Genomic DNA, 26491 nt, shown 5'->3' with positions numbered 1-26491 from the left:
TGGGCTGACCCCGTGATGTAGGTCCAGTCGTTGTGTGAGTCCTCTTGATGCTCGCTGCTGCGGGCAGGAAGACTGGTCTCATCATGACGAACACGAGGAAGCGGCACACGCCTGAGCAGGTCGTGCGCAAGCTCGGACAGGCCGACCGGATGCTGGCCGATGGCGCGGACGTCGCGGCGGTGTGCCGCGAGCTGGGCGTGTCGGAACAGACGTACTACCGGTGGCGCAACCAGTACGGCGGGCTCAAGGCCGACGACGCCAAGCGCCTCAAGGAGCTCGAGAAGCAGAACGCCACCCTCAAGCGTCTGCTCGCTGAAGCAGAGCTGGAGAAGGCGGCGCTGAAGGAGCTGGCAGAGGGAAACTTCTAGGCCCGGGCAGGAGGCGCGCCGCCGTCGCTCACCTCATCGCGAAGATGCGGGTGAGCGAGCGGATGGCGTGCCGGCTGACCGGGCTATCCAGGTCCGCCTACCGGCGCACCCTCAAGGCCGATACCGTCGCCGACCCCGACGCCGCCTTGCGTGAATGGCTGCGCGGTTACGCGAAGAAGCACCCCCGCTGGGGCTACCGGCGCGCGTACCACGACGCCCGCGGCGAGGGCTGGCAGGTCAACCACAAGAAGATCCAGCGGCTATGGCGCGAGGAAGGCCTACGCGTGCCCCAGCAACGTCGCCGTAAGCGCATCGGCTCCTCGACCGCGGACGCCCCCAAGGCGTGCGCCCCGAACGTGGTGTGGGCCATCGACTTCCAGTTCGACGTCGACGAGGCCGGGCGTCCGATCAAGATCGCGTCGATCGTGGACGAGCACACCCGGGTCTGCCTCGGCGGCCTCGTGGAACGCTCCATCACCGCCGACCGTCTCACCGACCATCTCGACGACCTCGTCAAGCTGCACGGCCCGCCCGCGGTCCTCAGAAGCGACAACGGGCCCGAGTTCATCAGCCAGGCGATCGCCGACTGGGCCGGCACCCGCACCGGCTTGTCGTACATCCCGCCCGGCTCGCCGTGGCTCAACGGCTACGTCGAGTCGTTCAACTCCCGCCTGCGCGACGAGTGCTTGAACATCAACAGCTTCTACTCACTGCTGCACGCCCAGGTCGTCATCGGCGACTGGAAAGTCGAGTACAACACCGTGCGACGCCACTCGGCGCTGGGCTACCTCACCCCGGCCGACTATGCTCGCCACTGCACCCACGAAATGGAACCCGACGACTCACACAGAGACCGGACCTAACAACGGGGGCGGCCCATCGCTCAAGGCCTCTGGCGTACCGCGCCGAATAAGGAGCCCAGCGAGGTGGACCTCCGCCATATGAGTCGTGCCGTTGAGCGTCGGGTTCACCTCGATGAGCCGGCGCAGCAGCCGCTCAGCTTCCATCGGATCGTCCTCGGCCACAGAGTCAGCCAAGTGCTCTAGCGCGGAGCTCTGAGTGAAGTAGTTCTTGCCCGCTTCCACACACGACCTCACGAACAGAGTGCGCGCCGCATCAGTGACTCCGGCATCCTCCAGCGAGAGTCCCTTGATGCGCAGATACTCGGCCCTGTTCTCTTTCTTCGCGCGGGCGAGCTTGCGCTCGAAGTGCTCCTGCTCCGCGAGGGTCCACCCCGGTGTCCTGTACCAGTCCATGGCTCAACTTCTCACACCTGTCATCCATAGACGGGACTGCTGCGCGAGTTGGCGACACCTCAACTAGACACATCTGCCATGTTGAGCACTACCCTGCGTGACAGCTACGGCACCGTAGGCTCCCCCGTCCCACAGGGTCTAAAACGGGCGATCTGACACAGATCTGCTCACTCGGGTATACCCACACGCGACACCTGTCGCCGAGACATCGCCTGTGACCTATGCCGGTAACCGGCGGAGTTCTTTCGTCGCTCAGTGGCGGCACCCGAACCCTCGTGCGGCAGTCCCAAGGGGTGGAGCCTGCCCCGTACATGCGGCGTCCCTGGAGTCGTGCGTAGTACATGCATCCGACACAGCCGACATTACGGCCCTCGATCTCTACCGAAGTCTAGTTATGTCTAGCGATTCGCTACACTCGACTAGACTTCACTATATTTCAGGAGCGCTACCGTGGACCCAGTTCGAAACCCCTATTCCCCCGGCGCTGGACGCAAGCCGTCCGCCCTGGTCGGACGCGACAAAGTCATCGATGACTGGAGTGTCTCGTTGCAGCGAGCCGAGCGCGGCAAGACCGATCAGCCGATGATCCTGTATGGCCTTCGCGGAGTCGGTAAGACGGTGCTGCTCTCGCGCCTTCGTCGCGACGCGGATGCACGCGACTGGATCACAGTGCAGGTCGAGGCGGGCTCGGGCCGCACCCTGCGCGAGATGATCGGCGAGGGGCTGTATGGGCCGCTGTCTGACCTGGTTCGGCCCTCCGCCGGAAAGAGACTCCTACGCGCCTTGAAGACGGCGCTGTCCTTCAAGGCCTCGTACGACGCCGCCGGGAACTGGAACTTCGGCATTGATCTCAGCGAAGCAACGGGCGGGGCAGCTGACAGCGGAGTTCTGCTGACCGATCTGAGCAAGATCATCCGCGACGTCTCGCTGGCTGCGGGCGATGACGGCGTGGGGTTGGCCCTGCTCATCGATGAGGCGCAGGATCTCAGCCCCGAGGAGGTTCAGACTCTGGCCGCCGTCATGCAATCTGCAGCCACGGGCGACCTGCCCGTGCTGTTTGGCCTCGCGGGCCTTCCCAGCCTGCCCCAGACGCTGGCGGAGGCGAAGTCCTACTCCGAGCGGTTCCGCTACAACGTCATCGAGAAGCTCGATCTCGGCGCCGCGAGGGAGGCAATCCTCAAGCCTGCTCGCGACGAGGCGGTCGACTGGAGCGCCGAGGCTCTGGATCACGTCGTGAACGCTTCCGGGCGCTACCCATACTTCATCCAGCAGTTCGGTCAGGAGACCTGGAACGTTGCGACCGAGACACCAATTCAGTTCGCTGATGCCCAACTCGGAGTAGCCACCGGCCAGGGCCAGCTGGACAACGGCTTCTTCCGTGCGCGGTGGGATCGGACAACCGCGGCAGAGAAGCAGTACCTCCGAGCCATGTGCCCTGAGGGCGACGACGGAGTCGGCTCCGGCGAAGTGGCGAACCGACTCAATCGGGCGGGTAGCAGCCTAGGTCCGACACGTGCGAACCTGATCCACAAGGGACTGATCTACGCACCGGATCACGGGATCGTGGCGTTCACGGTCCCCGGCATGGCTGGCTTCATCGCTCGGCAACACGACTAACCAGAACCATCGGCGACCCAGCACCCTCGTCGCCGGACTGCGGGCGGGTGACGATCCGCTCGCAGTCGTCAGGGTTGATGGGGCGGCTCGGGTTCACAGGGGCTCCTTGGAGGGTCAGGCGACGCGCTTCGGTGCGGTCGTCGCGCGGGTGCGGTGGATCGCGTCAAGGAGGATCTGGGCGCGTGAGGCCATGTCTCGGACCTCGACGGCGCCCTCGAGGAGGGCAGGGTCGCGGCCGGCGGTGCGGGCGGCGAGGAGCGCGCAGCGGTCGGCGTAGGTAGCGAGGCGCTGCGCGCGGGCCTCGTCGGCCGCGGTGGAGGCCGGGCCGTACAGCTCGAGGGCCTCGATGAAGGCGTCGCCGGCGCGGAGGAGGTAGTCCAGGACGGTGGGGCGGGTCGGGGTGCTCACGAGAGGGCCTCCAGGACATCGAAGAGGTCGAGCTGAACGGGGGTCTGCGCGGGAGCCTCGGGGGTGCGCTCCGGCTCGGGCGCGGGCTCCGGCACGGATGCCGTCGCGGGCTCCGGTTCGGGGGCGTAGTCCTTGAACGGCTGCCACTGGTCCCAGCCGCCGCTGTAGATGCGGGGGCCTCGGTAGCCGAGCGGCCACGGCACCCTGCCGCCCGGGTAGAGGACGTGGGCGATGTCCCGGAAGCGGGGCCAGTCGTCGCTGAACCACTGGCCGGCGCAGTGCGGCTTCGGGTGCGGGCACTCCGGGTTCTCGCACGGCTCAGTGCCGGTGAACTTCTTCTTGTCGGGCTGGCGGCCGATCTGGTCGTCCCAGCACTGCAGGGCGCGCCAGCGTGCGGTCTGGTCGCCGTCGACGGGCATGTCCGGCTCTTCGCCGCGCTCCTCGTAGTAGGCGAGGTCCTCGGCGAGGGGGCGGAGGTGGAAGCACGGGTGCAGGCCTCGCCCGGACGTGCGCGCATGGTGGATCGCGTCGGGGTGCGGGTACTCCGGCGGGACGCCCGGGGTGTTGTTCGGGACGGGCCGGTAGAGGTGGACGGCACCGGTCGCGTCGGTCATCTTCTCGCGGTCGACGAGGGCCATCACGCGACCTCCTCGAGGGTGCGGGCGAGGGTGATGTTCCCTGCGCGGCGGGCGGCGGCGCCGGCGGTCTGGGTGCGGGCCCAGCCGCAGGCTCGGATCGCGTCCTCGACGGCGGTGCCGGTGGCGAGGAGGCCTCGGAGGCGCTCGAGGCGGTCGGGCTTGGGGCGGCTGTGCGGCTGGGTCCAGGTGTGCAGGGCCGGGTGGATGCGCTCGGCTGCGGCGTGCAGGGCGGGGAGCGCGTCGGCACTGTCCTGGCCCTCGGCGGGGGCGCTCATGACCCACCACTGCTTGCCGGCGGGGTCCGTCCAGGTGTGGCCGCTCCATTCGCCGGTGATGGTGATGGTGTCCGGAACGATGCTGGAGAGCTGGTTGAGCGCGGCGCGGTGGTGCCGGCTCTCGGGGGCGGGGTGATGGATGGGGAAGATCGCGGCGTAGTGGTCGGTGCTCATGGGTCAGCCCTCCAGGTCCAGGTAGGGCTCGTCGTCGAAGTCGGCCTCGGCCGCGGCGGGCCGGCGCTCGGCCTGGCGGTCGAGCTCCTGCGCCCACGGGTCGTCGGAGAGGAAGTCGGTCTCGTCGGTGAGGGGGTTCGTGATCTCGTCCATGCAGGCAGATTAGCCCCCCTCAACTCTAAGAGTCAAGGGGGGCTAAACCGTCTGTTCGAGTCAGGTCGCGGCGCGGCCCTCGTGAAGGAGTTGGGAGACGCGGGAGCGGCTGACACCGAGGAGGCCGGCGATGTCGGCGGAGCGGTAGCCGGCGGCATCGAGGCGGATCACGAGGTCTCGAGTGGCGCGTGCGGCGGCCTCCTGGGCGGCTGCAGCCTCGACGGTGGCCGTCCGGGCTGCACGGACGTCTGCGCCGAGCTCTCCGGCTGCAGGGAGGATGACGAGGGTGGCCTCGGAGTGATCGGCATCGGGGTCGGCGGCAGCGAGGTGCTCGAGGATTGCGGGGCGCGCCTTGTCGAGCGTGCGAACTCGAGCGACGGGGCCGTCTGCACCCTCGGGAGTGAGGTCCCATCCCTGGGGTGTACGGGTGGCCTGGACCGTGACCTCGTATGTCATGTGCGCTTCTCCTTGGACTGCATCGAACGAAGCGTAGTTGAGCCCCCCTTTACGGTCAATCGGGTCATGGCTGCCGCGGACGCAAGCGTCCTTGCCTTCGAGGCCGGTGGTTGCGGCACGTGGGTGGTCGCGATGCGCGTCCGATGGGTACGTCCTGGAAAGCCCGAGAATAGATCTTCGCCGCTGGATCTACTGGTCGGTCTTTCACTCCTCAGGAGGAGTCGCGTTCGTGATCTCTGCGAGGAGGGTCTGAGGGGCCCGGGCGCGCTCTTTAGCAGTCGGGGGCGGTGCAGGTTGCATTGCGCCGTGGCCAACGCCGGCACTCCTTGGCATGCGTGAGGACCCCGTGGGGAGGAGGCTCTTTGGAACCTTAGGTGCGGGCGGGGCGGCTGGCTGCCGCTGCTCTCCCTGGCGGATCCTCTCTCGCTCGACCTCCGCGTCCTGGCGGATCCTCTCGCGTCTGGTCTCGGCCTCTTGGCGGATCTCCTCGCGGCCGGTCTCTCCTCGTTCCTGCAGGTATGTCCGCACCGTCGCCCCGGCCTGCACCAGGAGCGCACCGAAGGCGGATGCTACGGCGACGGCGGGCACGATGAGCTCGACGACGATCGGGCTGCCGTACTGGATGCTCCGGATCCGCAGCGCTGCTTCGGGGATGGTGCGCAGGCTGCGCCGGGGGTGCCGGAAGTCGGGAATTTCGCCGACGATGAGGCCTGGGAATTCTTCACTCAGTGCTAGGTCGTGGAGGTAGGTGATCACCTCGAGCATTGCGGCGATCTCAACGGCAGTGAGGTCGGGGGGCGACTCGGGAAAACTGACCTCGAGGCGAGATGGTTCCCCGGCAGTCACCTCTCGAACTCTCTCCCCCAACTGGTGGTGGGATCTATACGGGGTGGGTTCCATGCGTTCTCCTTGTCAGCGGCCGTAGCCCTGGTCGTTGGCGGGGGTGGGCTGTCGCCAGTGCTGGCGTGCTGGCATGCTGTCGTGCTGTCGTGGTGGCGTGCTGACCGATGGTGCTGCAGGGAGCGTGGGTTCGGTGGGTTCCTCGGGTGCGTGGTCGTCGTCGCGGGCGGCCATCTTCTGGTCGACGGTGGCGAGCTGTTCGCGGGTGAGGGTGAGGAGGTGGGCGTGCTTGAAGGGCTGGCCGAGGTTCTTCTCGGCTTCGGCCAGTTCGGTCTCGCGCTGGGGAAGTTGGCGCTCGAAGCCGGCGGCGTCGCGGCCGATGGCGGTGATGCGGGATTCGAGGCTGGTGATGACGCGGTGGTCGGTGGTGGCGAGGTCGGCGGCAGTCATCTTGACGGCGTGGTCCTCGAGGGTGCCGGGGACGTGGAGGTGGATGCGGGGGTTGTGGGGTGGCTGGCCGCTGTTGACCGTGCCGATGACGGTGGCGTGGATGGGGTGGCCGGCGAGGGTGCCGATCTGGCCGAGGTCGCGGTCGTTCATGTGTTCGGCGTGGAAGTGGGTGTCGCGGGCCCAGTGGGCGATGGCCTCGCCGGCTTTGGCGCGTTCGCGGTAGGTCTGGTCGTGCAGCTGGATGGTGAACTTGTCGCCGGAGACGTCCTGGGTGCGTTCGGCGAGCTGCGCGAGGGTGTGCTGGTGGGTGCGCATGGTCTCGATGCTGTCGCGCATCTGGGGAATGCGGATGCGGAGGTTCTGCTGCTCGGTGCTGTGGGCGCGCTCGAGACGGCCCAGGCGCTGCAGTTCGGTGGTGAGCTTGGTCTTCTCGATGAGGAGGGGGTTGTCGGCGGCGAGGGCGGTGATCTCGGCGTAGTCCAGGGAGTTCTGGCCGATGTCCTCGATGGTGCGCATGTCGAGGCTGCCGCGCATGACCTGGTTGATGAAGCGGGACTTCCGGTCGACGGTCTGCCACATGTAGGCGTCGAAGCTCTTCTGGGTGGCCCAGCGGTGGACGGAGACTTCGTCGTTGGCGTTGCCCTGGCGGATGATGCGGCCCTCGCGCTGCTCGACGTCGGCGGGGCGCCAGGGGCAGTCGAGGTGGTGGAGGGCGACTGCGCGGCGCTGGACGTTGGTGCCGGTGCCCATGGTCTGGGTGGAGCCGATGAGGACGGCGATGTCGCCGTTGCGGGCGTCGGCGAAGATCGCGGCCTTGTCGCGGTCGTTCTTGGCGGACTGCATGAAGCGGATCTTCTCGGAGGGGACGCCGGCGTCGACGAGGCGGTTGCGGAGGTCGTCGTAGGCGTCGTAGGCGGAGTCCTGGGAGGCGTGCAAGTCGCAGAACACGATCTGGAGGGCGCCGGGGGCGGTGCCGCCGGAGTCGGTGGCGTACTCGGTGTCCTTGTGCTGGTGGTAGGTGTCTGCGATGGCTGCGGCTGCGCGGGCGACCTTGCCGTTGTTCGCGGCGGGGTCCTCCATGCCGACGAGCTCGGGGCTGAGGGCTGCCTTGCGGCCGTCGGAGCTGATCCAGAGCATGTTGTCCTCGTAGTTGCTGACGAGGCCCTTGCGGACGGCGTCGGCGCGGTCGCCGAGGTCTTGGATGTAGTCGAGGGTGATCGCGGAGGCGGGCACCATCTCCATCTCGGGGCCGCGGGTCCCGTCCTCGCGCCGGCGGAGGTCGGGGGTGGGGAGGTTGAGGTCGTCGGCGAGCTTGACGTCGGCGTAGGTGTGCATCATGCGTAGCAGCTCGGGGACGTTCTGGAACTGCGCGAACCGCTGGACGGTGCGGAACTTGTTGCCCTCGGGGGCCATCTCGACGCTCATGACGGTCTTCCCGAACGTGGCGGCCCAGGTGTCGAAGGAGCGGACGCCGGCGGCGTCGAGGAGGTCCGGGCGGAGGTAGCGCTGCATCGTGTACGCCTCGGAGACGCTGTTGGCGATCGGGGTGCCGGTGGCGAAGGTGGCGACGCGCTCTCCGTGGACGGAGCGGAGGTAGTCGACCTTCATCTTCATGTCGTTGGCGCGGTCGGATCCCTTGATCGAGGCGCCCATGATGTTGGAGTCGGTGGCGAGGTTCTTGTAGTCGTGGGCCTCATCGATGCAGAGGTAGTCGATCCCCGTGTCCTCGAAGCTGATGCCGGGGTCGTAGTTCTGATCGAGGGTCTTCTTGAGATTGTTCTCGGCGCGGGCGATCTTCTTCTCGATCTCTTTGACGGTGAGGTCACTGCCGGCGCCGGAGGCGTTCTGCTTGCTCTCGAGGAGTTCGCGGAGCTCGTTGCGGATGAACTGGGCCTTGTTCTCGGGCGTGAGGTCGAGCTTCTGGAAGGCTCCACGGGTCATCACGACGCAGTCCCAGTCGTTGTTGGCCAGGCGCCCGATGAACTGCCGCCGCTTGTCGCTGGAGAGGTCGTCGCCGCTGGCAGCGAGGATGGTCGCGCGCGGGTAGATCTCCATGAACTCGCGAGAGAACTGCTCGAGCATGTGGTTGGGCACGACGATCGCGGGTTTCGCGGCCATGCCGAGTCGCTTCAGCTCCATGGAGCCCATGACCATCTCGGCGGTCTTTCCGGCTCCGACTTGGTGGAACAGGCCGACGGCGGGCTCGTTGATCATGCGGGCGACCGCGGTGCGCTGGTGCTCGCGGGGCGTGAACGTCTCGGCGATGCCGGGGAACGTCAGCAGCTCGCCGGCCTCGGTGTAGTCGCGCAGGACCAGGGAGTTGAAGGAGTCGTTGTAGGTGCGGGCGAGCCGTGCAGCGCGGTTGGGGTCTTCCCATACCCATTCCCGGAAGCGGTCCCGCAGTGCGTCAGCCTTCGCGTTGGCGGCGGCGGTCGCGGTGGGGTTGAGGACCGTGCTGCCGTCCTCCTGGGTGTCGTGGACGAGGATGGAACGCTGCTCAGCCATGGCCTTGAACAGCTCGAGCGCGTTGCGACGGTCGGTTCCCCAGGTGATCGTCGCGGAGGCCATGTTCCCGAGGCCGCGCTGGGAGGTGAGCCAGCGGCCATCGCCGGTGCTCTCCATGGTGATCTGGCCGGGGCGCGCACCGAGGAGGGTGGTGATGAACTCCTGGTGGTCGGCTGCGGGGATCCAGGCGGCGCCGACCTGGGGCTCGATGTCGGCGGGCGTGAGGTCGGTGGGGATGACGGCCTCGAGCGCGGGGACGTTGACCGTGTAGCGGTCGGGATCGCTCTCGGCGGCTTCTCGGGCCTGGTCGAGCTTGTCGCGGACGTTGCCGGAGAGGTACTCGGCGGCCGGGACGAGCCGCTCGGTGGCGGGGTCGTCGTAGACCAGGGTGCCGAGCTCCTCGCGGGCCTGGTCTGGGGAGAGGCCGCGCAGGCGGGCGATCTCGTCGAGGTTGACCTGGCCGTAGGTGTCCAGGCTGATGGCGAGGGCGTCGTGGATGGTGTCGGCGCCCTGGGCAGTGTGTCGGCGGGCGACAGTGCGGCGCTCGAGGAGGTCCGCGGGCCGGGCGGTCTGGGTTTCGGGGTCAAACTTCTCGAGGGCGTTGACGAACGCGGCGAAGGGGTCACCGCGGAACACCTTGGTGGCGGAGGGGTAGTTCCGAACCATGTACTCGGTGCCGGTCTTGCTGGTGCGCCAGGAGGGGCGGAAGCGGTTGATGGGGCCGTAGGTGTCCTGGTGGTGCTGCCAGGCATCGCGGAGAGCGGCACGCTGCGCGGACAGGTCGGGGCTGTCTCCCTCGGTGCGGGCCTCGGTCTGGAGCAGTGCGGTGCCGGCGTCGCGCAGGGTGAGGAGGGAGCGCAGCTCGCGGCGCGTGGCCGGGGACTTGGGCACGTCGAGAGGTTCGGGCTGCCCGTTGACGTACTGCACGAAGTCATCGCCGGCGGTGGCGATGTGGCCGTCCCAGCGGATCGAGGCGGGTGCCTCTTCGACGTCCGGCGCGGCGACGGGCTCGCGAGGCTCTGCGGCGAGGTCGAGGGAGGGCGCGACGGGCTCGGCGCTGTCCATGACGAGGCCGGCGGACTGGGCACGGTCCGTGACGCGGCTGAGCGCTGCGGGCAGCTGCTCGGCCAGGGTGGCAGACGTGGGGAGAGTGACGCCGAGCTGGAAGGAGCCCCGCACGCCGGTGGTGGTGACGAAGTCTCCGAGAACTTGCTCAGGGTGCTGCAGGAAGTAGTCGTTGACGCGGAAGCTCGTGGTGCCGTTGGGGACGCCGCGATTGAGGACGGGGACGTTGTGCGCGGTGGTGCGGGTCCACTCGTCGCTGCGGGGTGCGTCGTTCTCGTGGCGCTTGCGGAACAGCAGCACGTCGGTGAGGACGTCTGTGCCGGCGGCGCGCTGGTGTGCCTTGTTGGGCAGGCGCACGGCGCCGATGAGGTCGGCGCGCTGGTGCATTTCCCGGCGCGCTGCGGGGTTCTGGGCGTCCATCGTGTAGGCGCTGGTGACGAAGGCTGCCACTCCCCCGGGCCGGACGAGGTCGAGGGACTTGATGATGAAGTGGTTGTGGATCGAGTGCTCGCCGGCGTTGTGGGCGCGGTCGTAGAGCTTGAAGTCTCCGAAGGGGACGTTGCCGATCGCGGCGTCGAAGCTGCCGTTGGGGAACGGGCTGGTCTCGAAGCCCTCGGCGCGGATCGTCGCTGCCGGGTAGAGGTGGGAGGCGAGTTCGGCGGTGGTGGGGTCAAGCTCCACACCGGTCATGCGGGCACCCTCGGGCGCCAGGCCGATGAACGTGCCCATGCCGGAGCCGGGCTCGAGCACGCTCCCCTGCTCGAAGCCGAGGTCGGTCATGGCCTGCCACATGGGCGCGACGATCGTGGGGTCGGTGAAGTGGGCGTTGACGGTGGTGCGGCGGGCGGCGGCGTAGGCGTCCTCGCCGAGGAGGTCCAGCAACTGCACGCGGCGATCGTGCCAGTCGGCGCGGCGCTGGTCGAACACCTCGGGGACGGCTCCCCAGGAGCCGTAGCGGGCGATGGTGGCCTGCTGCTCGGGGGTGGCTGGCTGTCCGCTCTCGCGCAGCGCTGCGAGGGTGCGCAGCGCGGCCATGTTCGCGCCGTAGCGGGCGACAGCTCCGGAGGGGGCGAGATCGTCCTGCGAGGTGGGGGTGAACGCGGGAGGGGTCAGTCCTCCGGGCCGGTCCTCGGCTCGCTGCTCGCTCCGAGCACGATCGTCCGGTTCAGGCGTCGTGCCTCCAGCGCCTGCAGCATCTCGTCCTGCTGCTCCCCCGTCGGGACGTTCTGCCGGATCCAGGTCTCCTGCTCGTCGTGGCTCATCTCGTCCCAGTCCTCCGGCTCGTCCGGTTCCGGGGTCACGCTCGGGGGTTGATACTCCGCCAGGACGATCTCCTCTGCCTGCTGCCGGGCTGCGTTCAGCCGGCCGACCTTCTGCAGGTAGCTCTCCGCCGCCGGGTCGGTCCCCTCGAGGCTCGGCAGGAGCTCCAGAATCTCCTCCTGCACCCTCTCCCCCATCTGGGCGAAGTGCGTCGTCGGATCGTCCAGGCTGCTGACGTAGGTCGGGTCCGCGGCCGTCCACTGCTGCTGCAGCAGATTCGCGTACTTGTTCATCGGTGTCCTCCTCGAGCCGGTCGGCCTCAGGCTCGGCCCAGAGCGTGTCGAAGTCGAAGGCGAGCTGATCGTCGCTCGCTCTGCGGGTACGGCGTGCCACGTGGATCCCCCAGGCCGGTTACAGAGACGTGAGTCACTGTACCGACGGGCCTGTAGCCAGCGGGGGACGCGGTCGCAGTTCGGCAGGCGGGGTGTGCGGTCCATGGCGGACTCCCTTCGAGATGAGGCACGAGCTTGCTGGGAAGCCAGCATGCAGGCGTGCCAGCATGAGGAATGGGCCGGGTTGCTGGCACGCTGGCAGTTCAGCTAGCTGTCTTGCGGGCGAGCTTCTGCTTGATGGCGTCTTGGATCCACTCCTGGACGCTGACGTCCTCGGTCAGAGCGGAGGCCTTCACGTCCTTGTGGAGTGACTTCGGCAGCCGGATGGTCAGCTTGCTGATCTCGTCGGCGACCTGTGAGGACGGGTCGATGAAGGCGTCCTTGGCGCTTCCCGTCGAGCGGGCGTCGGTTCGAGGACGGGCGGCGTACCGGTTTGCAGGCTTGGTGGCCATCGTCAGAGCACCTCCAGGAGCTCGGTTGTGAGGTGGTCGAAGCGGAACTTGCTCGGGTCGGGGACGGTGCCGCGGAGTCGCCCGATGGAGACGCTGGCGGGGATGACGGTCTCGAAGCGCCCGACCCCTCGCTCATCGAGGAGCGAGGCGAAGTCGGCGGCGTCGTTGGTGCGTCCGTCGAAGCGGGACAGGAGCACGTACGTGGGGACCTGGGAAGCGGTCACCTCGACCGTGCTCCAGGCGCGGTCGGTGTCCATGAACCCGGGCGGCGTGGGGACGATGATGAGGTCTGCGGCCTTCACGGCTGCGTCCACGACGCTGGGGTCGGTGGGGGGCGTGTCAATGACGGTGAAGTCGGTGGTGGGCTTGTAGTTGCGGAGGCTGGCGTGGTTGGCCGGGCGGACGTCGAACGGCAGGGGGGTCCCGTCCTCGTCGGCGATGCGCGCCCAGTCGGTGGCGGACCCCTGGAGGTCCATGTCGAGCACGGTCACGGTGTGTCCGAGGTTGGCGAGCTGGGTGGCGATGAGGATGGTGGCCGTGGTCTTCCCGACGCCACCTTTGAGGTTCACTACGGCGATCGTCTTCATGGTCGCCAGCGTACTGGCGTGCTGGCGTGCTGGCAAGCCATGCTGCTGGGATGCTGTCAGGCTGGCTCGGCGTGGAATAGCCCTTGATGCAGTCACGGTTCGGGCCAGCTAGAGGAGTGCCAGAGTCACGAGGGCCGCCAGGCTGAGTGAGCCGAATTAGTCGATCGCAGGGTTCCTCGTTGGTTGATCCTGTCGTCGCGACGCCACCATGCTGGCACGCTGGCGTGCTGTCAGTCCTGGGTGGTGTCGCGTTGGTGTACCCCCGAGATGGTTCGCTGTGCGTTCAGTCGTCGGGCGCTGTAGAGGCCGCTGCTGAGAAGGATCGTGAGGACGAGTCCAAGGGTTGTGGCGACGAGCAGTGCGCCTTGTGCCGGGCCGATGAAGGCGGCTGCCGCACTGGGGTCGTTGAGGTCGAGGACGTAGTAGGTGGAGGCGATGGCGTTGTTGACCATGTGGGCGGCGAAGAGTGGCCAGATGCGGCCGCTGACGATGTAGAGCAGGGCAAGGGCGAGGGCCCAGACGAGGTGACCGGGGACCGCGATCACGCCGTAGTAGACGTGGAAGGCGGTTCTGAGGATCACGGCGGTGATGAGGATGCTGGGCCAGCGGTGGCCGGCGGAGCGGAGCGCAACGATGGGGACGGCGAGGACGATGATCTCCTCGACGGCGCCGCTGAGCATGCTGTCGAGGATGAGCATCAGCTCGGCCGCGGGGTCGCTGGGCAGCGTCCAGGGGAAGGAGTTCTGGTCGGGCAGGCCGGGAATCGCCTCGAGGGCGAGGGTGATCGTTCCTCGTGCCTGGAAGATCAATAGCGCGATGAGGAACACGCTGGCACTGGTCTGCCATGGTGCGCGCTTCCCGACGCCGATGGTGGTCGGGGCTGTGTTGGTGATGCGGGCGAGCATCTGGAGCACGGCGATGCCCGCGATGGTGAGGCCGAGAGCGGGGATGATGCTGTTGAGGAGCGCCCAGGAGTCCCGGGTGCCGGCAGCGCCGGTGTGGGGGTAGAAGGCGAGGATGATCGCTGCGACGGTGGCGGTGAGCCAGGTGACGCTGTAGAGCCCGCCAACGAGTGCCCACGCCGTAGTGCGCGGGAGCGCGCCGGGGGCGCTGATGCGGAGAGGTCGCCACAGGGTGTGGAGGACTCGGATGCTCACCCGACGACGTGCGACGTGAGCGCGAAGCTTGCCTGCCTGGCGGGTGGTCATGCGACTCCTTGCAACGGCTGCTGGCGTGCTGGCGTGCTGGCAGAGTGTGGAGGTGGGTCGAGGTCGTTGAGGCGCATCTCGTCGAGGAGCGCGAGGATCTCGCGGTCAGCTTCGAGGTCGGCGGCGTGGAGAGCGATGTCGTGGCGAGCGAGGTAGGCCCACCAGATGCGTCGGTGCTCGCGGTAGGTGGCGAGCTTGGTGGCGCGGGCGTGTGTCACGCCGAGGCGTTCGGCAAGGCGCTCGAGGTGGGTGTCGTCGCTGGTGAGCCAGTACCCCTCGTCGGGGTTGCCGTCAATGAGGTTCCATCCGGTGAGGGTGGCGAGGGCGTCGGTGACGGCGGTGCGGGACAGGCCGGTGCGGGCCTGGATGGTGGTGGGGGAGGAGCCGTGACCGTGCTCGATCGCTTCGTAGGTGAGCGCGGCGGGGGCGCCGAGGCGTTCGAAGACGGGGCGGAGAGCGTGAGCCTTCCCGCGGATCCAGCGCACCGTGGCAGCCGCGTCGGCGTAGCGGTCGGGGATGCGCAGAGCGTAGGCAGCGGCTTCTCGGCCGTGGGCGCGGGCGATGAGGGTGATCCAGGGGTCGTGCTGGGTGGAGAGCTCGCGGAGGAGGGCCGCAACCGTCTGGATGCTGAGCCCGGTGGCGAGGGAGAGACCGCGGACACCGGTCGCGGTGAGCGTGGAGCCGATCTCGTGGGACTGCTTGGCGATGGCGCGGAGGAGGAGCCGGCGGGTCCAGCCACGAGCTCCGGGGAACTCCCGGGTCTCCACCTCGTGCAGGAGGCTGCGCCAGGCGCGGATGGAGCCGTGGCTGTCGTGGACCGAGGGCTCCCCCGTGTGAGAGTTGGCGCTTGTGTCAGATGTGTGGCCGGAGTCTTCCTGCTCGTCGTTCTTGGCTCTGAACAGGGCCTCCATTCGGGACCAGTCATCGGCGAAGGCTCGCCAGGGGCGGGGACGGTGGGCGTGGAGTGCCCAGAGACCGGGCCAGCGGCCGTCGTTCATACGCGTGGCGACGTCCTCGCGGCTGAGGCCGGTGGCCATGGCGGACCAGAGCACGGCCCAGCGTGCCTCCGAAGGGCTGTCGTACCCGTAGGCGGCCCAGTCGCCCTCGAGCGCGAGGGCGAGGTACTTGTGGCCCATGACGCGGCCGGCGCCGGCGTTGTAGACGACGGGGGTGCTGTGGGGCTCGGCGGCGACGGTCGCGGCGCGCTTGGCCTGGACGAGGCGAATCTCGTCGCGGAGGTTGAGGCGGAGCTGGCGGACGGCGCGGGCGGGAGTGCGGAGCCCGTTGATGCGCTCCCGGAGGGAGCGTTCACTGATGGTGAGCTGTCGGTGGCCGCCGAGCTTGTGGGCGCTGCCGGGGACGGTGATGCAGCCTCGTGCGATCGACTGGTGGGGGGAGGGGTCGAGCGTCTCCCAGCGCTGGGCCATGGCCTCGACGAGCTCGCGTGCCTCGATGAAGGGAAGGGCGTGCTCGAGGAGGACGTAGACGTGAGAGCCGCCGTGGGCGTGGTCGGTGAGGAACCAGGCGCCTGCCTGGTCGAGCAGCGCCTCGGCCTGGAAGACGTCGTAGGCGACGTCGTCGATCTGCTCGGTGGTGCGGTCCTTCGCGTCGAAATCGAGGGCGAGGACGTTGCACTGTCCGGCGTCACTGTAGAGACGGACGGCGGCGGGCTTGGCAGGCAGGGCCGGGCTGAGGGCACGCTCCGTGCTCGCGGGATAGCTGACGCGGTTCTCACGCTGGGGCTTGGCCAGGCGCATGCGGGGCTGGCCGGCGATGACGGGAGCGGTGAGCGACCACGAGGTCTCTGGGGGGAGGGTCGTCGGGGTGTGCGGAGACACGCCGGGCTCGCCGTACTTGCCTACGGCGAGGCGACCCCCGTACTCTGGGGGTACCACTTGAACTCCTTTCGTTCAGCCCCGGGGATCACCAGCGCCAACTGGCCCCCAAGACTTTTCACCACCCCCGGACCTGCGCCAACAGGTTGCGGGGGTGAAGTCTTTATGCGGACTTTCTGAGATCGCCCAGATCGATGCGGTTCTGCCCTCCGTCGGCGTCAGCCGCGGCCTCGAGGGCGTCGATCTCCTGCTCCAATTCTGCGAGGTGGGCTTCGAAGATCCGTGCCACGGTCGGACCCTTCCCAGCTCCGGTGAGCTCCAAGTAGCGCTCGAGGAGGTCATGAGCCGGTTTCGCGATCGGCGAGTTCACGTAGACGCGGGGACCCTTGCTGGGGCGGCCGCCTCGGTTCTTCTCCATGGGCACGACACTATGGGGCGCTTTCCTGAAAGACGCGGACGCGGTGCGGCGTGTCGGGGGGTTCATCGGCTATCTCCGTCGCTGTGCTCGGCGAGGCCGTGGGAGATGGCTGCGGCGGCGGTCTGGTAGGCGGCGCGGGTATCGGGCGCGAGTGCGTCGAAGTCGATCTGGCCGCCGGCGTCGAGGATGGGGTCGAAGGGGACAGGGAGGATCGCGCGTACGCGGTTCTCGAACTTCGCGGCGATCGCGCGGGCGTCGCCATGCTGGGTGGCGGAGTCGTGGAGGAGGACGACTGCGTTCTTGACGAGGTCGCCGTAGCCCCAGCCGATGAAGTTGTCGAGCATGAGCTCGGCGGCGTAGGCGCCGTCTTCACCGGGGGAGACGGGGATGACGAGCTGGTCCGTTGCTGCGAGGGCGGCCTTGAAGTGGGAGACCTCGTGGTTGTTGCCGGTGTCGACGATGATCAAGGAGTAGAACCGGCCGACGATCTCGTGGACCGTGCGGAATGCTTCGCCGTCGACCTGGTCCTGCTTCTTGCGGGACTCGTCGGAGGCGAGGACGGCGAACTTGTTGTCGCCCTGGCCGCGCGTGTAGCGGGAGAGCGTGGTGCGCCGGGATCCCTCCACGGTGGTGAACTCGGTCGCTGCCTGGTCCAGGAAGTCCACGACGGACCGGCTGTGGTGATCTTTGAGGGCGCGGAAGCCCATGGTGCCGCGGGTCTCGTTGGCATCCCAGGCGATGACGTCGCCGCCTCGGATCCGGCCGGCGGCCGCGGCGATGCAGAGGGCGTCGGTGGTCTTGCCCACGCCGCCCTTGTCGTTCATGAAGCCAACGGTCTTGGGCTCGCCGTAGTTGGTCTGGATGACCGCGCGCTCGGCACGGTCCTGCTCAGCCGCGGCGCGTTCGCGGGCGGTACGGCGGGTCTCCTTCACAGCCTCTTCCTGGGCGAGCTGCTCATCGGCGCGGCGGGTCTCCTCTTCGCGAGCGATCTCCTGGCGCAGGCTCTCGCGGCGCTCGGCGAGCTCCGCGTCGGTGGGGGTGAGCTTGAGGCCCATGCCGTTGAGGGTGCCTCGGAAGCCGCGCGTGGCGGGCTCCTGGGCTATCGCGATCCAACGGGGATCGGCGTCGACGGGATCGGAGGCCTGCGGCTCGGCGGCGGGGACCGCCGGAGGCGGCGTGATGGGTTCAGTGGCCTGCTGGTACTCGCGCTGCGGGACAGGAGTCATGGAGGAGTGGACGTCGGACTGCACCTCACGGAAGGTGTGGTGCTCGTCGACAGGGAAGCCCTGCTCCGCGGAAGGGGTGCTCTGGTCGATTCGGGGGATGGTCAGGGGCTCGGGCTCCTGCGACCCGGTGGGGGTTTCGATGGGTGCGGGTTCGGGCTCGGGGGCGGTCCAAATCTGGCCGTCGGGAGTGATGTTGAGGTGGAAGACGGCGCCGTCCTGTTCGGTGACGTGCAGTCTGACGGGCTGATTGGTGCGGGCGGCATGATCCCGGAGGGCGTCCATCGCGGCCTTCTGAGAGGCAGGGCCGGAGCCCGGGGTGGGCGTGAAGGGAGATCCATCGATCGAGAGGTAGTTCGTTCCCGTGCGGTCAACGGTGATGCTGGCGCTACTCATGGTGCTTTTCCCCTTATCAGAGCGTGTTATCAGAGCGTGGTGAATGGGTTGGTGCGGCCTCGGTGCTCTCCGGAGAGGAGGAACTCGAAGTGCCAGAACTCTTGGTCATGGACGCTGAGGCCGTGCTGGAGCCCGGCTGCGTGCATGGCGGCCCAGAGGTCACCGCTGGTCATGCACGCCCCGTCAGACGTCTTCCCGGTGCACTGGTTCTTGTTGTAGCTGCCGGGGAGGCCGGAGACGTCAACGGCTCCCCCGGTCTGGTGGTGGCTCCTGCCCTTGACGGCGGCATTTGCGTTGGAACCCCCGCCGGAGATCCTGGCCTGGGAGGCCCAGGAGCGGAAGCTGCTGGAGAAGACAGGGTCGTAACCCTGGCTGCGGAGGGTGGCGAGCCATGCCTGGAAGTAGGGGGCGTAGCGGGCGTTGATGACGACTTCTCCGCGGGCGAGGCCGCCAAGGTCTCCTTCCCGGCAGTCGGAGCCTGTGCAGACGGTGCCAGTGATGGAGCAGAGTCGGATCGGGACGCGCGCCCCCTTGAAGGCTCCGTCGTGGACCCCAAGGTCAGTCGTGCCTTCGGGGCAGGCAATGTCGGTTGAGGGGTCGCCGAGGGAGTTCTGGTCGGGGATGCCCTCGCCGCCAGCAGGGCCAGCACAGTTCGTTCCGGTGCCGACGGCGGGGGAGCCCTCGCCCTCGGCATCGTCCGGGTCCTGGCCCCCGCGGATCGCGGCGATGAGCTCGCGGGCTTCGTCCTCATAGGCGGCGTAATGGTTGGGGTCGGCATTGCCCTGGACCCGGTGGGCGGCCTCGGTGATCGACAAAGAGTCGCGGTTGTCGATCTTCTTCAAAGCCTCATAGAACATCGTCGCCGAGGTGTGGGGGTCCATGCGGTCTTCATAGGTGCCCCAGGCGCCATTGTCACGCTGCTGGAACAGGCCGCGGGAGTCGGGGCCAGCCGCGTCGCCGTGGTCGATGACGGTCAGGGTGGATTCCCCGATCGCGGTGGTCACGGCGATCTCCTGGTCCCGTTGGGTCATGCCAAGATCGGCGCCAGCGTTCATAATGGCGATCGCATTGGAGACCTGGGTGGTGTTCCACTGACCGATCTCACGAGAGCTGCTGCTGATGCGCTCTCCGACAGCGCCGATCCCGCACTGCTGCCCGTTAGCGATGTTGTTGGACGCGAGGGCGAGGACGATGACGATGACGAGCAGTGGCGTGAGGACGACGGCAACGGCGGCGAGGACGGGCTTGTTCATCGTTCAGCGCTCCTTGGGGAAGCGGATCGACTCGGTCAGCCACCCGTCGGGCTGCCGGTACAAGGTGAGGGTCCAGGTGCCTTGGTCCGAGGGCACGGAGACCTCGGCAGTGTTGCCCTCGTCGAGGAAGGTGACGTCGGCGTGGCCGGCGATCCTCCCTGGCAGGATGTTCTCGATCTGCGTATAAGCGAATGGCTCGCCACCCTCGGGGGTCATTAGCGCAGCGAGATCGGCGTACCACTGGTCCTGGGTCTTGTCCGTCGCCCAGAGTGCCTCCAGGGTCGCGGTCGCGTGATCGCCTGCGCTCTGGCTGTCCGCCGCGTCGGTGGGGGCGGCCGCGTACGTCACGTGGTCCTCGTCGTTCTCGCCCGTCTCGCCTCCCGCGTCCGAGGGGCCGCGGACAGGGGTGGGGAGCGGGCTCGGAGCGGGCTCCGGCTGCCGGCTGCAGCTAGTCGCGAGGGTCAGCAAGGCTAGCGTGGTGAAGACCTGGCGGCGAGTGATCATCCTTGGCCTCCGTCCGAAGCGGTAGGGCTGGTCGCGGGGAGTGCGTAGAGGCTGGTCTGGTCGAGCCGAGTCGCGATGACATACGCGAGAGTGCCGTCGGTGGATTCGGCGACGGGGAGAGCCGCGTCGAGGTCGTGATAGGTGATGGCGCCCGTGTCGAGGTCGTACCTGGCGGGCGTCTGGTCGACGGTTCCCCAGAGCGCGAGGTTGGTGAGCGCGGTGACCTCGAGGGGTCCCGGGCGATCGTCCTCGGGGTCAGGCCCGGGCAATCCGGTGAGTGCTGCGAGCGGCGTCTCGGTGTTGGGCCGGATGACGAAGTAGCCCCACACCCAGGTCGATTCGTCAGGGCTGCGCCGGGGTTCGTTGAGGTCGTTGTGGCTGGGCGCTTCGAGGTCCTCGAGATGCGCGGCGAGGTCGCCACCGGGCAGTTCGTGGAGGGTGAGGGTCGCGACGTCGCCCCTCTCGTTGACCCAGAGTGAGGCGAGGTGGTCGGGACCGAGGACGCGCGCCTGCAGTAGCTCATAGTCGGCGGGGATTCCGGCAAGGGGGGAGGTGCTGGCGGCGTTCTGATCGGTGATGGCGATCCACCCGGTCGGACCGACGGCGACAACCATGCCGTCGTGGGTTCCGGCGGCCTGTGCGGGCACGGGCACGTCCACGGTCGCGAGGACGTCCCTGGCTAGGAACGTGACCGTCTGAGGTTCGAGGACCCATGCGGGCATCGGCCCGGAGGTGATGAGAGCTTCGACGTTGCTGGTCTCCAGGGCGAGGGTTTGAGGTGAGGGCGTGGAGGGATTGTCCAGCGGCCAGAACGATGCCTCGGAGGTGCTATAGCTGGCTAGGACGGGATGATCGGCGACGGTGAGCTCGCGGACGGTGTCGAGACGGCCCGTGGACCTTCCGGTCCACTGGAGCTGCCCGGTCAGTTCGTCGAGGATCACCAGCGCGCCGCCGGAGGTGATGAGGACGATCCTGCCGTCGGTGAGCTGAACAGGGGTGGCGTCGGGTTCGATCGTCACGGCCCATTGCGCGACAGTGTCGATACCGGCGGGGGGCAGGACGGGAAGGTTAGCGCCGGCACCCGGGTATAGGGGTGGGGGTGGGGGCGGCACCGCCGCGGTGAGCGTGCGGTATCGAAGGACCCCTGCAACGGTTCCGCCGCCGAGGAGAAGAGCGGCTCCTCCGATGAGGAGGGCGCGGCGGGAGAGGGGACGACCTTTGGGGCGGCTCGGGGAGTCGGGGTGGTCGGAGAGGTCGTGAAGCTCACCGGTAGAGGTGACCACCATGGGCCAGATCGTGCCGTCCGCGGAGATGCCGCGGACACGGACGGCACCGCCGAGTTCTGTGGCGCGTTGCGCGCAAGTGGCGAGAGCACGGTCGTAGGCGTCGGTGCCGGTGATGGGGGCGCCGTCTACGGTGACGTTGTCGGGGTCGTCAGCTCCGGTGAGGATGATGACGGGGTAGGGCGGGACCGTGGCGGGGTCGAAGCCGCCCGTCGCGGGAGAGGGGCTACCTCTCTCGGTGCTCTTGTCCATCGGGGTCCCCCTGGATTCGGGCGGCCGCAATCGCGCGGATCAGCTCCTCGCGGAATACGCGAGTAGTGCGGGGTCCCAGGCGGAATGCGGGGACGGTCCCGTCACTGATCAGGGCGCGCATCGTGGCTGCGCTGACCTGCAGAATCTCGGCGCACTGCTCGGGGGTCAGGACCTCTGGGAGATCCCGCAGGGGCTCCTCGCGCATGTCAGACATGCGAAAAAGGATAACAGAGGAGCCCCTAAGCCCCCTTCTAGTGCTCACCTGGCACACTGTACACCATTAGCGCTCTGTAGGCGTAGCGCAGAGCAATAGTGCATGTTAGGCTCTAAGAACGTTAGGGTAGGTTCCGGGTCGTCGCGTAACGTGGCGTCGGGGAGTCTTGCATCACACTCATAGTGACGCATTGGTAGGGGGAAGCCGCAATTGAGTACCAACCCGTTCATAGACCGCGTGGGGGTCGAATCCCCGCCGGAGGCGATCGAGCCTGCGGTCGAGCGCGACGTGGTGCTTGGCGAGGGTGTCGAGACCTCGGGGCCGAAGCAGCCTCTCGCGCGCCGGGCCGTGGCGGAGCCCTCGCTGCTGCCGCTGTCGACGAGCGCCGGAACGGCGTCCGTGCGAATCGTGGGCACTCACGGCGGTGCCGGCGGGTCGACCCTCGCAGAGCTGCTGGGGGAGGCCCTGGCTGAGGATGCCGGCCACATTTGGCCCCGCCCCCAGATCTGGGTGCCGGAGTCCGCGACCGGGAGTGTTCTGCTACTCGCCCGTACTCACCACTCCGGTCTGGAGTCCCTCCGTGAAGTCCTGACCTCCTGGCACGCGGGCGCGTATGACGAGGGGCTGCCGCTGCTGGGTGTGTGTCTCGTCGATGATGCGCCGCATCTGGTGAAGGCACAGATCACGGAGATCAAGGCCCTCACGGCAATGTCCCCGCGCGGGTGGCATGTGCCGTGGCAGGAGTCCCTGCGGATCGCTCCTCCCTCGGAGGTCGCGGTGCCAGCACGGATCAGGTGGACGCTCTCGCGTATCCGCCATCACGCCACACATCGTGGCACCCATCAGAAGAAGGAGAACAGCTAATGAGCAGCATGATCATGCAGAGCCAGTGGACCCGGCGGGCAGTGATTGCCTTGGCAATCGTCGCCGCGGCGGTCCTGTTCATGTGGTCCGGGACGGCCTTCGCCAACCCCGTCGCCGGCGTGGACTTCGATCCGGCGCCGGAGCCGATCCCGGGCATGTCGGGGCTGACGACGTTCATCAACTATGTCGCCTGGGGCGTCGCGATCGTCTGCGGCGTCGCGTTCCTCGCAGTGATCGGGTGGCTCGCCCTCAGCGTGTTCACGGGTCAGGAAGTCCGGGCCGGCAAGGGCCTGGTGGTCGTCATCGTCGCGATGGTGCTGCTCGGTGCGGCGGGCGTCATCGTCGGCGCGTTCATCTGAGGTACTGCTTGCAGAGGGAGAGGACTGGTCATGCGCAGCACACACCTGAAGGGGGCTCTCACGGGAGTCGCGGCGATCCTCCTGGTCGTAGCGACGACCGCGTGCACCGGCGGTGGGGAGGAGGCTCCCACACCGACACTCGAGCCTGCACCGACCGGTGAGGTCAGCGACGGCGGTGGCGAGGCACCCTCGTCCGATCCGTCTTCCGGGGAGGAGATCGTCGCCGGGGAGTGCAAGGTCCAGGAGGGCAATGAGGAGCTGCCGACTGAAGCACCCGCGGTGGACGCCTGGGAGGATGTGGCCGGCAGCGGCATACCCACCTCGGAGGAGTACGGCCCCTACACGCGCGAAGGTGAGCTCTGGACCTGCTACGAGCACTCACCCGCCGGCGCCGCATTCGCCGCACCATACGTCGTCCTGGCGAGTTCCGCCGATGGCGACTTCGCTCGAGCCTGGCTGACCGAGGAGGCATGGGACCTCGCGGAAGGCGAGACTGAGTCGGAGGGCGAGAGCACGGCCACAATCCGAGTGGTCGGCTTCCGATACGACTCGTACACCGAGACGCGCGCTGTTCAGGATGTCGCGCTTGAAGTCTCGGTTGATGGCCAGACCCAGCACGTCTCCATGCGCGTCGTGCTCGAGTGGGTCGACGACCGCTGGCGGGTCTCCGCGGAGACCTACACCGCCGATCCTGTCGCTCTCGAGAGCCTCGACGGATTCATCGTGTGGGAGCGCTGAGATGGACGAGGAGTGCGGCCGCTTTGAGCTGGGATGCAAGGCGGTGAAGGGGGCCACGGGCGCCGTGGGCGATGCCGTCACCGGACAGATCGAGGAGCTGGTGAACGGGATTCTGGAGCGGGTGGTGGACACCTTGGTCTACTTCATGACGTTCTGGTTGCGGACGCCGTCTGCGTCGCTGGACGCGGAGGATCCGGTGGGTGGCGCGATTGTGCAGGTGCAGGAGTACACCTCGGTGATCATGGCGTTCTTCGCGGTGCTCGGCCTGCTGATCGCGGCAGGCCGGATGGCGTGGATGGTGCGGGTGGACCCGGTGAAAGACATCGGCATGATGTTCCTGCGCGTCATGTTCGTGCAGGCCATCGCGGTGACGGGCACCCAGCTCCTGCTTCGCGCGGGGGACGAGTTCTCGCCGTGGCTAGTGGAGACTGCGCTGGGCGAGACGATGGACTATTCGGTCCTCACGCTGATGCCGTTCATCGCGGCGGCGCAGGGGGCGTACGCGCTAAACGGGCCGTTCGTGGTGACACAGGGGATCGGCGCAATGCTGATCATGGCGATCATCCTGCTGGTCGTTACGGCTTTACAGGTGCTGTTCCTGCTGCTGCGCGATGTGCTGCTCGCGATCATTCTCGCCTTCCTGCCGACTCTAGCAGCCGCGACGCTGTTCAAGTCCGGTGACGAGGGCTTCCAGAAGGCTCTGGGGTGGATCGTCGGTCTGCTGGTGTACAAGCCGGTCGCAGCGGTGATCTACGTGCTGGGCACTCTGATGGTGAAGGGGGTCGCAGGGGACCAGGAAGATCCCGCTCAGCAGTGGATGGCTCTGCTCCTGGGGACGATGACACTGGTCCTGGCGGTAGTCGCCCTGCCCGCGCTGATGAAGTTCGTGGCTCCGGCGGCGGGCCGGGGCGTCTCCAGCGCGTTTAGCGGTGGAGCGGCGTTGGGGGCCGCAACAGGTGCCGCGGCGACGGGCGCAGCAGTGGTGGCGATCGCCGGGACTGGTGGCGCGGCTGCGCCGGCGGCCGCGGGCGCCGGGACTGGTGGCGCGGCTGCGGGCGCCAGCTCTGCGGCGCCGGCCGCCACCACGGGCAGTGCCTCTGGGGTCGCGGCGGCGGCACCGCAGGAGACCGCGCAGGGAGCCTCGGGCACCCCGAGTGCCAGCGGGCCGGGTAGTGGGTCAGGTATCGACTCGAGCGGCGTTTCGGAGGCTACCTCGGGCACGGAGGCCGGGAGCGGCGCTCCGGGCACGGGCACGCCGGGAGGTGGCGCCGAAGCCGAAGGGGCCCAGTCGACGGGCAGTGAACCCTCCACGCCGCCATCGGGGAGTGAAGCGGCAGCGCCGAACGGTGCCCCAGCTCAGGGTGCCAGCAACTCCGGAGGTGACTCGGGGTCAGCGGGAACACGAGCGCAGGCCATGCAGTCCATCTCCTCTGAGATGGGCGAGGGCGAAGAGAAGAGTGGGGCAGCTGTGGAGGACATGACGAAATGAGTACGACGACGCGCATCCGGTACGGCAACCTCACGGCCCCGGGCATGCAGGGGCTATTCGGGATCCCTCTACCGTTGTTCTTGGCGAGCCTGGCCGCCCTAGTGATCACCCTGTTCCTGTTCGTTCTGGCCGAATGGTGGGTCGGTTTGCTGGCTGGGGTGGTGTGTGCGGTGCTGATGGCTCCGGCCGCAATCAGGGTGCGTCACGGCCGCACCCTGTACCAGCGCTTGGGGCTGGGTCTGGCGGGCCGTCGGGCTCGAGCGAGCGGGGCGAACCGTCTGGTTGCGGGGCCGGCGGGACGCACGGCGGATGGGACCTTCCGACTGCCGGGCATTGCCGCACAGTCGGAGGTGAGCGACCACTTGACTGCTTTCGGTCTGCCCTTCGCGGTGGTCCGCATCCCGTCCACGGACCATTACAGCGTGGTACTGGAGGCACACCCGACGGGGAACGACGTCGTGGATCAGCAGGTGGTGGACAGCCAGGTCGCGCAGTGGGCAGCCTGGCTGACCCTGCTGGGGCAGGAGGACGGCATCGTGGGCGCGTCAGTCACAGTGGAAACCTCGGTGGACTCGGGCTTGCGGCTGCGGCGGAGTGTCCTGACGCCGGTCCATGACGAAGCGTCAGAGTTCGGGAAGGCCGTGGCCGGCGAGGTCGCGGGCGGTTTCGGAGCGAGCATGCCGGCGATCTCCACGCGAGTGACGATCACCTTCAGCGGGAAGGTCGAGGGGAAGTCACGGCCTAAGGCGGCCGTGGTCGAGGACATCGCGAACCGGTTGCCAGAGCTCATGGACGGACTAGGCGCGACAGGCGCGGGCTCGCACGTGCGCCCGTCGACCTCGCAGGACCTCACGGACTATGTGCGCACGGCGTACGATCCGTCGGTCGCAGCCGACATCGAGCGTGCCCGCGCGGGGGAGGGGACAGGGCTGTCGTGGCACGACGCGGGCCCGGCGTTCCATGAGGTCGCGTTCGATCACTACCTCCACGACCGGGCAGTGTCGATGGTCTGGACCCTGGGCGGGCTCCCGCGCGGCACGTTCTATGACACGTCGCTGAAGCAGATGCTCTCCCCGGACAAGCGCGTGGCGCGCAAGCGGGTGACATTGCTGTACCGGCCGATCCCGGCGTCCAGGACGTCCTCGGTGGTTGACCGTCGAGAGCGGAACGCGACGATGGTCTCGACGACCGGCCGCACGAAGCGCGGGGCGAACACGGCGGCGGCGCGCGCGTCCCAGCAGACCGCCGATGAGGAAGCCGCCGGCGCGGGCCTAGTGCTGTTCGGAATGGTCGTCACGGCCACGGCCCTGAACAGCAGCGGGGACCTGTCGCGCGCGACGGCGGAGGACCTGAAGGGTGCCCGGCAGATGATCACCTCGCAGTCCGCGAAGGCGCGGTTGCGGCTCCGCGTGGCACTGAACTCCTCGGACTCTGCGTTCGTCGCGGGACTCCCGTTGGGGATCGTCCTGCCCGAGCACACCCGGGTCCCGGCGAGCTTGACCGACGGTCTGATCTGAGCAGGGGAGGACAGCTATGGATTCGAGTGGGTTCACGCTGAA

Annotated in this window: 26 protein-coding genes; 7 read left to right on the top strand and 19 right to left on the bottom strand. The window is 68.1% G+C overall.

From position 1 onward, the window contains the following. Positions 1 to 83 precede the first annotated feature (83 nt). A protein-coding gene (locus V1260_RS15510) for an IS3 family transposase (protein ID WP_329747683.1) occupies positions 84 to 1231 on the top strand; the annotation gives its coding sequence in 2 pieces (ribosomal slippage) (positions 84 to 354 and positions 354 to 1231; 1149 coding nt in all). Here V1260_RS15510 and V1260_RS15505 read toward each other — a convergent pair. After that, the gene (locus tag V1260_RS15505) at positions 1211 to 1624 is read right to left on the bottom strand and encodes a hypothetical protein (protein WP_329747718.1); all 414 of its coding nucleotides are present in this window, start codon (positions 1622 to 1624) and stop codon (positions 1211 to 1213) included. The two genes, V1260_RS15510 and V1260_RS15505, sit on opposite strands and share 21 nt — an antisense overlap. A 450-nt stretch (positions 1625 to 2074) precedes the next feature. Between V1260_RS15505 and V1260_RS15500 the strand changes: the two genes are divergently transcribed. Further along, a complete protein-coding gene (locus tag V1260_RS15500; protein ID WP_329747717.1) occupies positions 2075 to 3241 on the top strand; it encodes an ATP-binding protein in 1167 nt (388 codons plus the stop codon). Positions 3242 to 3355: 114 nt separating this feature from the next. Here the strand turns inward: V1260_RS15500 and V1260_RS15495 are convergent, their stop codons facing one another. The 18 genes from V1260_RS15495 to V1260_RS15835 form a co-directional block, all read right to left on the bottom strand. Continuing rightward, positions 3356 to 3649 (bottom strand): hypothetical protein, encoded by a 294-nt coding sequence (locus V1260_RS15495; protein WP_329747716.1) that lies wholly within the window; start codon positions 3647 to 3649, stop codon positions 3356 to 3358. After that, positions 3646 to 4287: a hypothetical protein gene (locus V1260_RS15490; protein WP_329747715.1), complete on the bottom strand. Its 642-nt coding sequence runs from the start codon at positions 4285 to 4287 to the stop codon at positions 3646 to 3648. The genes V1260_RS15495 and V1260_RS15490 overlap by 4 nt, the downstream gene beginning before the upstream one ends. Further along, a complete protein-coding gene (locus V1260_RS15485; protein ID WP_329747714.1) occupies positions 4287 to 4736 on the bottom strand; it encodes a hypothetical protein in 450 nt (149 codons plus the stop codon). Before V1260_RS15485 ends, V1260_RS15490 begins: the two co-directional genes overlap by 1 nt. A 3-nt stretch (positions 4737 to 4739) precedes the next feature. Further along, positions 4740 to 4889 carry a hypothetical protein gene (locus V1260_RS15480; protein ID WP_299306098.1) on the bottom strand — a complete coding sequence of 50 codons (150 nt, stop codon included), beginning with the start codon at positions 4887 to 4889 and terminating at the stop codon, positions 4740 to 4742. Between the two features lie 60 nt (positions 4890 to 4949). After that, positions 4950 to 5345, bottom strand: a complete 396-nt coding sequence (locus tag V1260_RS15475; RefSeq protein WP_329747713.1) for an antitoxin HicB — start codon at positions 5343 to 5345, stop codon at positions 4950 to 4952. 204 nt (positions 5346 to 5549) lie between these two features. Further along, positions 5550 to 6245 carry a hypothetical protein gene (locus V1260_RS15470; RefSeq protein ID WP_329747712.1) on the bottom strand — a complete coding sequence of 232 codons (696 nt, stop codon included), beginning with the start codon at positions 6243 to 6245 and terminating at the stop codon, positions 5550 to 5552. Positions 6246 to 6257: 12 nt separating this feature from the next. After that, on the bottom strand, positions 6258 to 11240 hold the full coding sequence (locus V1260_RS15465) for a helicase-related protein (protein ID WP_329747711.1): 4983 nt from the start codon (positions 11238 to 11240) through the stop codon (positions 6258 to 6260). Positions 11241 to 11314: 74 nt separating this feature from the next. Beyond that, a complete protein-coding gene (locus V1260_RS15460; protein WP_329747710.1) occupies positions 11315 to 11758 on the bottom strand; it encodes a TnpV protein in 444 nt (147 codons plus the stop codon). A 302-nt stretch (positions 11759 to 12060) separates the two neighbouring features. Then, complete coding sequence (locus V1260_RS15455; protein ID WP_329747709.1) at positions 12061 to 12309, bottom strand: toxin-antitoxin system HicB family antitoxin; 249 nt, start codon at positions 12307 to 12309, stop codon at positions 12061 to 12063. Between the two features lie 2 nt (positions 12310 to 12311). Continuing rightward, a complete protein-coding gene (locus V1260_RS15450) occupies positions 12312 to 12896 on the bottom strand; it encodes a ParA family protein (protein ID WP_329747708.1) in 585 nt (194 codons plus the stop codon). A 230-nt stretch (positions 12897 to 13126) separates the two neighbouring features. Further along, positions 13127 to 14104, bottom strand: a complete 978-nt coding sequence (locus V1260_RS15445) for a CPBP family intramembrane glutamic endopeptidase (RefSeq protein ID WP_329747707.1) — start codon at positions 14102 to 14104, stop codon at positions 13127 to 13129. Beyond that, a complete protein-coding gene (locus V1260_RS15440) occupies positions 14101 to 15999 on the bottom strand; it encodes a hypothetical protein (protein ID WP_329747706.1) in 1899 nt (632 codons plus the stop codon). Before V1260_RS15440 ends, V1260_RS15445 begins: the two co-directional genes overlap by 4 nt. A 103-nt stretch (positions 16000 to 16102) precedes the next feature. Further along, positions 16103 to 16357, bottom strand: coding sequence for a hypothetical protein (locus tag V1260_RS15435; RefSeq protein ID WP_329747705.1), 255 nt, complete (start codon positions 16355 to 16357; stop codon positions 16103 to 16105). Between the two features lie 62 nt (positions 16358 to 16419). Next, positions 16420 to 17976, bottom strand: coding sequence for a MinD/ParA family ATP-binding protein (locus V1260_RS15430; RefSeq protein ID WP_329747704.1), 1557 nt, complete (start codon positions 17974 to 17976; stop codon positions 16420 to 16422). A 29-nt stretch (positions 17977 to 18005) separates the two neighbouring features. Beyond that, positions 18006 to 19229 (bottom strand): hypothetical protein, encoded by a 1224-nt coding sequence (locus V1260_RS15425; RefSeq protein WP_329747703.1) that lies wholly within the window; start codon positions 19227 to 19229, stop codon positions 18006 to 18008. A gap of 3 nt (positions 19230 to 19232) precedes the next feature. Beyond that, positions 19233 to 19733 carry a hypothetical protein gene (locus V1260_RS15420; protein WP_329747702.1) on the bottom strand — a complete coding sequence of 167 codons (501 nt, stop codon included), beginning with the start codon at positions 19731 to 19733 and terminating at the stop codon, positions 19233 to 19235. Continuing rightward, positions 19730 to 21268 carry a hypothetical protein gene (locus V1260_RS15415; protein WP_329747701.1) on the bottom strand — a complete coding sequence of 513 codons (1539 nt, stop codon included), beginning with the start codon at positions 21266 to 21268 and terminating at the stop codon, positions 19730 to 19732. The genes V1260_RS15420 and V1260_RS15415 overlap by 4 nt, the downstream gene beginning before the upstream one ends. Beyond that, the gene (locus tag V1260_RS15835) at positions 21243 to 21473 is read right to left on the bottom strand and encodes a helix-turn-helix domain-containing protein (RefSeq protein ID WP_442878168.1); all 231 of its coding nucleotides are present in this window, start codon (positions 21471 to 21473) and stop codon (positions 21243 to 21245) included. The genes V1260_RS15415 and V1260_RS15835 overlap by 26 nt, the downstream gene beginning before the upstream one ends. A gap of 246 nt (positions 21474 to 21719) precedes the next feature. On the opposite strand from V1260_RS15835, the gene V1260_RS15410 reads away from it, so the two are divergent. The 5 genes from V1260_RS15410 to V1260_RS15390 are packed head-to-tail and all read left to right on the top strand — an operon-like array spanning position 21720 to position 26449. Beyond that, positions 21720 to 22346, top strand: coding sequence for a DUF6668 family protein (locus V1260_RS15410; protein ID WP_329747700.1), 627 nt, complete (start codon positions 21720 to 21722; stop codon positions 22344 to 22346). Beyond that, the gene (locus tag V1260_RS15405) at positions 22346 to 22705 is read left to right on the top strand and encodes a hypothetical protein (RefSeq protein ID WP_329747699.1); all 360 of its coding nucleotides are present in this window, start codon (positions 22346 to 22348) and stop codon (positions 22703 to 22705) included. The genes V1260_RS15410 and V1260_RS15405 overlap by 1 nt, the downstream gene beginning before the upstream one ends. Positions 22706 to 22735: 30 nt before the next feature. Next, on the top strand, positions 22736 to 23443 hold the full coding sequence (locus V1260_RS15400; protein ID WP_329747698.1) for a hypothetical protein: 708 nt from the start codon (positions 22736 to 22738) through the stop codon (positions 23441 to 23443). A 1-nt stretch (position 23444) separates the two neighbouring features. Continuing rightward, positions 23445 to 24932: a hypothetical protein gene (locus V1260_RS15395; protein ID WP_329747697.1), complete on the top strand. Its 1488-nt coding sequence runs from the start codon at positions 23445 to 23447 to the stop codon at positions 24930 to 24932. Further along, entirely contained in the window at positions 24929 to 26449 is a 1521-nt protein-coding gene (locus V1260_RS15390) for an SCO6880 family protein (RefSeq protein WP_329747696.1), read from the top strand. The genes V1260_RS15395 and V1260_RS15390 overlap by 4 nt, the downstream gene beginning before the upstream one ends. Positions 26450 to 26491: the final 42 nt, after the last annotated feature.

Origin of the sequence: Brachybacterium sp. J144 (genome assembly GCF_036321705.1) — a bacterium.
In the GTDB taxonomy this organism is placed as follows: Bacteria; Actinomycetota; Actinomycetes; order Actinomycetales; family Dermabacteraceae; genus Brachybacterium.
The sequence above is the reverse complement of the archived record's forward strand: the minus strand, read 5'-3'. Positions and strand labels throughout refer to the sequence as shown.

Bases quoted from the DNA above. Each gene is read 5' to 3' on its own strand.
- V1260_RS15505 (WP_329747718.1), bottom strand. From the start codon at position 1,624: ATGGACTGGTACAGGACACCGGGGTGGACCCTCGCGGAGCAGGAGCAC.
- V1260_RS15490 (WP_329747715.1), bottom strand. From the start codon at position 4,287: ATGGCCCTCGTCGACCGCGAGAAGATGACCGACGCGACCGGTGCCGTC.
- V1260_RS15485 (WP_329747714.1), bottom strand. From the start codon at position 4,736: ATGAGCACCGACCACTACGCCGCGATCTTCCCCATCCATCACCCCGCC.
- V1260_RS15480 (WP_299306098.1), bottom strand. From the start codon at position 4,889: ATGGACGAGATCACGAACCCCCTCACCGACGAGACCGACTTCCTCTCC.
- V1260_RS15475 (WP_329747713.1), bottom strand. From the start codon at position 5,345: ATGACATACGAGGTCACGGTCCAGGCCACCCGTACACCCCAGGGATGG.
- V1260_RS15470 (WP_329747712.1), bottom strand. From the start codon at position 6,245: ATGGAACCCACCCCGTATAGATCCCACCACCAGTTGGGGGAGAGAGTT.
- V1260_RS15465 (WP_329747711.1), bottom strand. From the start codon at position 11,240: ATGGCCGCGCTGCGCACCCTCGCAGCGCTGCGCGAGAGCGGACAGCCA.
- V1260_RS15460 (WP_329747710.1), bottom strand. From the start codon at position 11,758: ATGAACAAGTACGCGAATCTGCTGCAGCAGCAGTGGACGGCCGCGGAC.
- V1260_RS15455 (WP_329747709.1), bottom strand. From the start codon at position 12,309: ATGGCCACCAAGCCTGCAAACCGGTACGCCGCCCGTCCTCGAACCGAC.
- V1260_RS15450 (WP_329747708.1), bottom strand. From the start codon at position 12,896: ATGAAGACGATCGCCGTAGTGAACCTCAAAGGTGGCGTCGGGAAGACC.
- V1260_RS15445 (WP_329747707.1), bottom strand. From the start codon at position 14,104: ATGACCACCCGCCAGGCAGGCAAGCTTCGCGCTCACGTCGCACGTCGT.
- V1260_RS15435 (WP_329747705.1), bottom strand. From the start codon at position 16,357: ATGGAGAAGAACCGAGGCGGCCGCCCCAGCAAGGGTCCCCGCGTCTAC.
- V1260_RS15430 (WP_329747704.1), bottom strand. From the start codon at position 17,976: ATGAGTAGCGCCAGCATCACCGTTGACCGCACGGGAACGAACTACCTC.
- V1260_RS15425 (WP_329747703.1), bottom strand. From the start codon at position 19,229: ATGAACAAGCCCGTCCTCGCCGCCGTTGCCGTCGTCCTCACGCCACTG.
- V1260_RS15420 (WP_329747702.1), bottom strand. From the start codon at position 19,733: ATGATCACTCGCCGCCAGGTCTTCACCACGCTAGCCTTGCTGACCCTC.
- V1260_RS15415 (WP_329747701.1), bottom strand. From the start codon at position 21,268: ATGGACAAGAGCACCGAGAGAGGTAGCCCCTCTCCCGCGACGGGCGGC.
- V1260_RS15835 (WP_442878168.1), bottom strand. From the start codon at position 21,473: ATGCGCGAGGAGCCCCTGCGGGATCTCCCAGAGGTCCTGACCCCCGAG.
- V1260_RS15405 (WP_329747699.1), top strand. From the start codon at position 22,346: ATGAGCAGCATGATCATGCAGAGCCAGTGGACCCGGCGGGCAGTGATT.
- V1260_RS15400 (WP_329747698.1), top strand. From the start codon at position 22,736: ATGCGCAGCACACACCTGAAGGGGGCTCTCACGGGAGTCGCGGCGATC.
- V1260_RS15395 (WP_329747697.1), top strand. From the start codon at position 23,445: ATGGACGAGGAGTGCGGCCGCTTTGAGCTGGGATGCAAGGCGGTGAAG.
- V1260_RS15390 (WP_329747696.1), top strand. From the start codon at position 24,929: ATGAGTACGACGACGCGCATCCGGTACGGCAACCTCACGGCCCCGGGC.